Source organism: Sphingomonas bacterium (genome assembly GCF_903644135.1).
GTDB lineage: Bacteria > Pseudomonadota > Alphaproteobacteria > Sphingomonadales > Sphingomonadaceae > Sphingomonas.
On the sequence record NZ_CAHJXA010000161.1, the window covers coordinates 1 to 6,283 of the forward strand.

Sequence of the window (6,283 nt, forward strand, 5' to 3'; positions counted from 1 at the left end):
ACGCGCTGATCGCCGCCGTCCATATCGGCTTCGCGGCGGCACTGCTGATCTGGATCGGCCGGGTGCGCGTCCTCGCCATCGCCAGGGGCGACGCGATCGACGACGGGGCCGGCGAGACGGGCACCGCGCTGGGCTCGCTGGTGGCGTGGGTCGCGACGATCGGCGCCGCGGGCGCGCTGCTGCTCGGCTATGTCGGGCTGGCATTGCTGCTTGGTCGCCTGCTGATCTGGCTGCCGGTGGTGCTGGCGACGTTCACGATCGCGCTGATCCTTGCCGACGATCTGGCGACCGGGCTGGTATCGCAGCACAGCGCGCTGGGGCTTGGCCTCAACCGCGGATTCGGCATACGCGTCAGCCTGATCGACCAGGCCGGCATCATCCTGTCGGCGATCCTGCGCCTCGTGCTGCTGCTGCTCGGCTTCACCGTGGCCACCGGGCCGTTCGGCTCCAACATCGGCAGCCTGTTCGATCAGCTCGGCCGGATCGCCCAGGGCATCACCATCGGCGAGGTGACGATATCGCCCGGCGCAGTGCTTCGCTCGGTCGCAGTGCTGATCGTCGGGCTGTTCGTGGCCCGCTCCGTCCAGCAATGGCTGACCCGCCGCTACCTGCCGGTGACCGACCTCGACGCCGGTGCCCGCAACTCGATCGCGACCGTCGCGCGATACCTGGCGTCGATGCTGGTCTGCGTCTGGGCGCTGGCATCGCTCGGCCTCGGCCTGGAGCGGATCGCGCTGCTGCTGTCGGCGCTGTCGGTCGGGATCGGCTTCGGCCTGCAGGCGATCACCCAGAACTTCATCTCAGGGCTGATCCTGTTGTTCGAGCGGCCGGTGAAGATCGGCGACCTGATCCGGATCGGCGATCAGGAGGGTGACGTCCGCCGGATCAGCGTGCGTGCTACCGAAATCCAGATCGCCGACCGCTCGACGCTGATCGTGCCCAACTCCGAACTGATCACCAAGACGGTGCGCAACATGACGCTCGCTGACCCGATCGGCCGTGTCCAGCTCGCCTTCTCGGTCGGCATCGACACCGACCTCGACAAGGTGCGCACGATGCTACTGGCGATGTACGAGGCGTCGGCGGCGGTGCTCGACGATCCGCCGGCCAAAGTGTTCGTCGACTCGATCGCCGACGGCCGGGTCAACATCAACAGCTTCGCCTATGTCGCCTCGCCGCGCGACGTGTACTCGACCAGGAGCGAGCTGCTGTTCCGCCTGCTCGCCGAGCTGCCGGCCGCCGGCATCGATCTCGGCACCGCTCCCCAGCAGCTTCAGTTGATCAACGCCGCGCCCGCCGGCGGGGCCTCGACCGACCCGTCATAGCTTGACGCCGGCCATTCCCGCCTCGCCATAGCGCGGTCCCGCCGTGCCTCCGGTCGGGGCCGCAGCCGCCAACGCGGCGAGGTCGTCGGCGCTCAGCACGACATCCGGCGCACCCGCGCTGTCGCGCAGCGTCTCGCTGCGCTTGACGCCGGGGATCGGCACGATGTCGTCGCCCTGCGCCAGCAGCCAGGCCAGCGCGATCTGCGCGTTGGACACGCCATGCCGGTCGGCGACGGCGGCGATGGCCTCGACGATCCCTCGGTTGCGCGGCATGTTTTCGGCCGAATAACGCGGGTCGTTGCGCCGCCAGTCGTCGGCCGGCAAGTCGTCGAGACTGCCGATCTTGCCGGCCAGGAAGCCGCGGCCGAGCGGGCTGTACGGCACGAAGCCGATGCCGTTGTCGCGGCAGGCGGCCAGGATGTCGTCCTCCACATCGCGTTCCCACAGCGAATACTCGCTTTGCAGCGCCGCGATCGCGTGGACCTTGGCGGCGCGGCGGACGGTGTCGGCCGCAGCCTCCGACAGGCCGAGAAAGCGGACCTTTCCCTCCTTGACCAGCTCGGCCATGCCGCCGACCGTCTCCTCGATCGGTACGTTCGGATCGACCCGGTGCTGGTAGAAGAGGTCGATCGTGTCGATCCCCAGCCGCTTCAGCGACCCCTCGCAGGCGCGGCGGGCGTTGGCCGGACTGCCATCGACGCCAACCCGCTGGTCGCCGTCCCACCGCATCGCGAACTTGGTGGCGATCACCAGCCCGTCGCGCCGACCCTTGATCGCCTGGCCGACCAGCTCCTCGTTGCTGAACGGGCCATACATCTCGGCGGTGTCGAAGAAGGTGATGCCGAGGTCGATCGCCTCATGGATGGTCCGCGTCGAGACATCGTCATCGGCGTGGCCATAGACGATGTTGCCGGTGCTGATCATCGGCATACAGCCGATGCCGATGGCGGAGACCTTGAGGCCCTGGCCGAGCGTGCGATATTCCATGGCTGTCTCCAACGCTTGCTACCACCATAACTCGCCGGCGAGGCAATCGATGCCTACGCATCCCTCGACGGGCGCACCGTGCGCGCTATAGATTCGCAGCAGGCTTGAAAGGATATCCCATGAAGACGCGCGCGGCGGTGGCATTTGAGGCGAAGCGGCCGCTGGAGATCGTCGAACTCGACCTGGAGGGGCCGCGTGCGGGCGAGGTGCTGGTCGAGATCATGGCGACCGGCATCTGCCACACCGACGCCTACACGCTCGACGGGCTCGACAGCGAGGGGCTGTTCCCGAGCGTGCTGGGCCATGAGGGCGCGGGCATCGTTCGCGAGATCGGCGCGGGCGTGACCAGCGTCGCGGTCGGCGATCATGTGATCCCGCTCTACACCCCCGAATGCCGCCAGTGTAAGTCGTGCCTGTCCGGCAAGACCAACCTGTGCACCGCGATCCGTGCCACCCAGGGCAAGGGGCTGATGCCCGACGGCACCACGCGGTTCAGCCACAAGGGCCAGCCGATCTTCCACTATATGGGCTGCTCGACCTTCTCCAACTTCACCGTGCTGCCCGAGATCGCGGTGGCCAAGATCCGTGACGACGCGCCGTTCCAGTCGAGCTGCTATGTCGGTTGCGGCGTGACCACCGGCGTCGGCGCGGTGGTCAACACCGCCAAGGTGCAGCCGGGCGACAACGTCATCGTCTTCGGGCTGGGCGGCATCGGCCTCAACGTGCTGCAGGGTGCGCGCATGGCGGGGGCGAACATGATCGTCGGCGTCGACATCAACCCGGCGCGGGAGGAATGGGGCAGGCGCTTCGGCATGACCCACTTCGTCAACCCCAAGACGGTGAACGGCGACATCGTCCAGCACCTGGTGGCGCTGACCGACGGCGGTGCGGACTATACCTTCGACTGCACCGGCAACACGACGGTGATGCGTCAGGCGCTGGAGGCGTGCCATCGCGGCTGGGGGACCAGCATCATCATCGGCGTGGCGGAAGCGGGCAAGGAAATCAGCACCCGCCCGTTCCAGCTGGTCACCGGCCGCAACTGGCGCGGCACCGCGTTCGGCGGCGCGAAGGGGCGGACCGACGTGCCCAAGATCGTCGACTGGTACATGAACGGCAAAATCGAGATCGATCCGATGATCACCCACGTCCTCAAGCTCGACGAGATCAACCGCGGCTTCGACCTGATGCACGCCGGCGAGAGCATCCGCAGCGTGGTGGTCTATTGATGGAGACGGTCTCCACCGCCAAGGCGTTCGGCGGCGTCCAGGGCGTCTATCGCCACGCCTCGACCGCGACCGGCACCGCCATGACCTTCTCGGTGTACGTGCCGCCGCACGCGCCGGGCGCGAGGCTGCCGGTGATATGGTGGCTCTCCGGCCTGACCTGCACTCACGCCAACGTCACCGACAAGGGCGAGTATCGCGCCGCCTGCGCCGAACATGGCCTGATCTTCGTCGCGCCCGACACCTCGCCGCGCGGCGAGGGCGTGGCCGACGATCCCGCCTACGACATGGGCCAGGGCGCGGGCTTCTACGTCGATGCGACCGAGCAGCCCTGGGCACCGCACTTCCGGATGTGGTCCTACGTCACCGAGGAACTGCCGGCGCTGGTCGCGGCCGAGTTCCCCGCCGACATGTCACGCCAGTCGATCCTGGGCCACTCGATGGGCGGCCATGGCGCGCTGACGGTCGGACTGACCTACCCGGATCGCTACCGCGCGGTCTCCGCCTTTGCGCCGATCGTCGCGCCCGGCCAGGTGCCGTGGGGCGAGAAGGCGCTTGGCGGCTATCTCGGGCCGGATCGCGCGCAGTGGCGCAAGCACGACGCGGTGGCGCTGATCGAGGACGGCGCGCGCCTGCCCGCACTGATGGTCGATCAGGGCGACGCCGACCCGTTCCTCGCCGAGCAGCTGCGCCCCGAGTTGCTGCGCGACGCCTGCGCCGACGCCGGTATCGACCTGACGCTCCGGATGCAGCCGGGCTACGACCACAGCTACAGTTTCATCTCGACCTTCATGGCCGACCACCTCGCCTGGCACGCCGGACGGCTGCGCTAGACGCGATCCGGCTTCATTCCCACTCCATTGTTTCCTGACCCCTTAACACATTGATTTCCAATGGCTTACTCGGCCTGAAGAAACGGAAATACCGTCGAGGATACCGTCAGAATCCTTCACTGTTGATTTTATTGGATTTATGGAGTCGGAGTCGCGGAATGCACGCGAGCTAACGCTTGGTCAACGAGCGTACTCAGATCGAGCCACTGAGCAAGCCGTCCGGTCGCGTTTCTCACCCAACTGCAGCCCCTCGAATCGGCCGTCGGCTCGAAGCAGGCCGCGTAAGTAAAATCTAACCGGTTAGCGCTTCAGGCGCGGCATTCCCGCGAAATCTCGCTTGCCGATCGGCAATCCCTTCCAGCGCAGGATGTCGTACGCGGTGGTGGCATGAAAGTAGAAGTTCGGCTGCGAGAAAGAGAGCAGGAACTCCTCCGCCGTGAACTCCATGCGACGCTCACCGAACTCGAAGCGCATGTCGCCGCCGAGAAAGCCGTCAACCTCCGCTGGATCGATCGCCTCAAGGCTGGCAAGCGTCTCGGTGAGGCGCATCTTCAGCCCCGCAAAGTCGGATGGCGGTGGCGTCATATCGGGTCCGAACACGCCTTTGCGCACGCCCTCGATGGCGCCGAGCGAATGCACCGCCATCGACTTCACCTGATACGCGAAAGGCAGCATGTCCTCGGCAAGCCGCGCCTGGATCAGCGTGTCCGGCGAAAGGTTGCGCTCGGCGCAGAACGCTTCGGCCTTGTCGATCAGAGCAGCGGAAGCACGCAAGATTTGCGCCTGGGACGGGATGATCGCGGCATGAAGGGAGAAGGTCATGCCCGTCTGTGCAGCCCTTGGTTCAGCCCCGTCAAGCCGCCTCGACCTTGAGCACGCCTCCGTCACCCAGTCCGCGGGCAGGACGACCCATTACCCGCCGTTCCGTTGCCGTTTGGCGCTCCCCAACTTCCGCCGCTCGTTCAGGCCGCCTGCGCGACGCGATTTCATTCAGCCGATGCACCGGATCGAGACGGTGCCTTGGCAACGAGCGGTTCAGCGTTCAAAACTGCGGTATGACGCAAGAGACCATTGCGCGCCTGCGCATCAGCCTCAATGACATCGAGCCTGAGATCTGGCGCATGGTCGAGATGCCCGTAGCAGGCAGCCTCAAGATGCTCCACGACGTGATCCAAGCCGCCATGGGGTGGCAGGATTATCATCTCTGGCACTTCGAGGCCGGTGACCGCCGCTACGGCATGCCAAACCCAGAATGGCCCGACCGCCACCTCGCCGCGGCCCGGAACGTAAAGCTTGGTACGCTCATCGATCGCGGCGTCCGCCAGCTCACCTATACCTACGACATGGGCGACGACTGGCGGCACACCGTCGCCGTCGATGCGGTCGGACCGGGTGAGCACGACACCGAATATCCCCGCTTGATCGCCGGGGATCGACGTTGCCCGCCCGAGGACGTCGGCGGCCTCCCCGGCTTCGAGCTCTTCCTCGAGGCCATGAGCAACCCGTCTCACGAGGAACATGAACAGCTACGCCAATGGTACGGCGGTCTCTTCAACCCCGACGACATCGACGAACTTGCCGCGAAGCGCGCCGTCGCAGCCATCGCAATTCGCCGACATGCCGGCAAAGCCGCCTACGAAAAGAGCCGCGTCCGCCACTGACGGGCGGTTGGTAGGTCGAGCTTATGGCGCAAGGACCCAGAGCACGAAGCCGCTGCGCGGCAGTGGTGTTGGTGGTGAGGTAGCGCGCCTGCGCTGAGGTTTGGTCCCGCGGTGTCGGCGGCGGACGATGGAGTTCCTTCAGCAAGAGGAACTCCCGATGGCAACCCTACCGACCGAACGGCCCGTTACCCCGCTGCGTCAGCGGATGCTCGACGACATGGCGATGCGCTCGATGCGGACGCGGACCCAGC

Annotated in this window: 6 protein-coding genes; 4 read left to right on the top strand and 2 right to left on the bottom strand. The window is 66.5% G+C overall.

Features of this window, described 5'->3' with window-relative positions; all coding sequences use genetic code 11:
* The coding region (locus tag HUU96_RS09505; protein ID WP_174292580.1) for a mechanosensitive ion channel family protein at nucleotides 1-1,325 on the top strand (1,325 nt) is incomplete at its 5' end.
* Here HUU96_RS09505 and HUU96_RS09510 read toward each other — a convergent pair.
* Nucleotides 1,320-2,312, bottom strand: a complete 993-nt coding sequence (locus HUU96_RS09510; protein WP_174292581.1) for an aldo/keto reductase — start codon at nucleotides 2,310-2,312, stop codon at nucleotides 1,320-1,322. The two genes, HUU96_RS09505 and HUU96_RS09510, sit on opposite strands and share 6 nt — an antisense overlap.
* Before the next feature lie 119 nt (nucleotides 2,313-2,431).
* Between HUU96_RS09510 and HUU96_RS09515 the strand changes: the two genes are divergently transcribed.
* Nucleotides 2,432-3,541 (top strand): S-(hydroxymethyl)glutathione dehydrogenase/class III alcohol dehydrogenase, encoded by a 1,110-nt coding sequence (locus HUU96_RS09515; protein ID WP_174292582.1) that lies wholly within the window; start codon nucleotides 2,432-2,434, stop codon nucleotides 3,539-3,541.
* Entirely contained in the window at nucleotides 3,541-4,371 is an 831-nt protein-coding gene (gene fghA, locus HUU96_RS09520; protein ID WP_174292583.1) for an S-formylglutathione hydrolase, read from the top strand. Before HUU96_RS09515 ends, fghA begins: the two co-directional genes overlap by 1 nt.
* A gap of 300 nt (nucleotides 4,372-4,671) precedes the next feature.
* Here fghA and HUU96_RS09525 read toward each other — a convergent pair whose 3' ends face one another.
* Nucleotides 4,672-5,259 (bottom strand): DUF1993 family protein, encoded by a 588-nt coding sequence (locus tag HUU96_RS09525; protein ID WP_368039760.1) that lies wholly within the window; start codon nucleotides 5,257-5,259, stop codon nucleotides 4,672-4,674.
* Nucleotides 5,260-5,426: 167 nt separating this feature from the next.
* Here HUU96_RS09525 and HUU96_RS09530 point away from each other — a divergent pair, with 167 nt between their 5' ends.
* Nucleotides 5,427-6,032, top strand: a complete 606-nt coding sequence (locus HUU96_RS09530; protein WP_174292584.1) for a plasmid pRiA4b ORF-3 family protein — start codon at nucleotides 5,427-5,429, stop codon at nucleotides 6,030-6,032.
* The last annotated feature ends 251 nt before the right edge of the window (nucleotides 6,033-6,283 follow it).

What these genes read in the sequence shown, in the direction of transcription:
- HUU96_RS09510 (WP_174292581.1), bottom strand. Translation starts at nt 2,312, where the DNA reads ATGGAATATCGCACGCTCGGCCAGGGCCTCAAGGTCTCCGCCATCGGC.
- HUU96_RS09515 (WP_174292582.1), top strand. Translation starts at nt 2,432, where the DNA reads ATGAAGACGCGCGCGGCGGTGGCATTTGAGGCGAAGCGGCCGCTGGAG.
- fghA (WP_174292583.1), top strand. Translation starts at nt 3,541, where the DNA reads ATGGAGACGGTCTCCACCGCCAAGGCGTTCGGCGGCGTCCAGGGCGTC.
- HUU96_RS09530 (WP_174292584.1), top strand. Translation starts at nt 5,427, where the DNA reads ATGACGCAAGAGACCATTGCGCGCCTGCGCATCAGCCTCAATGACATC.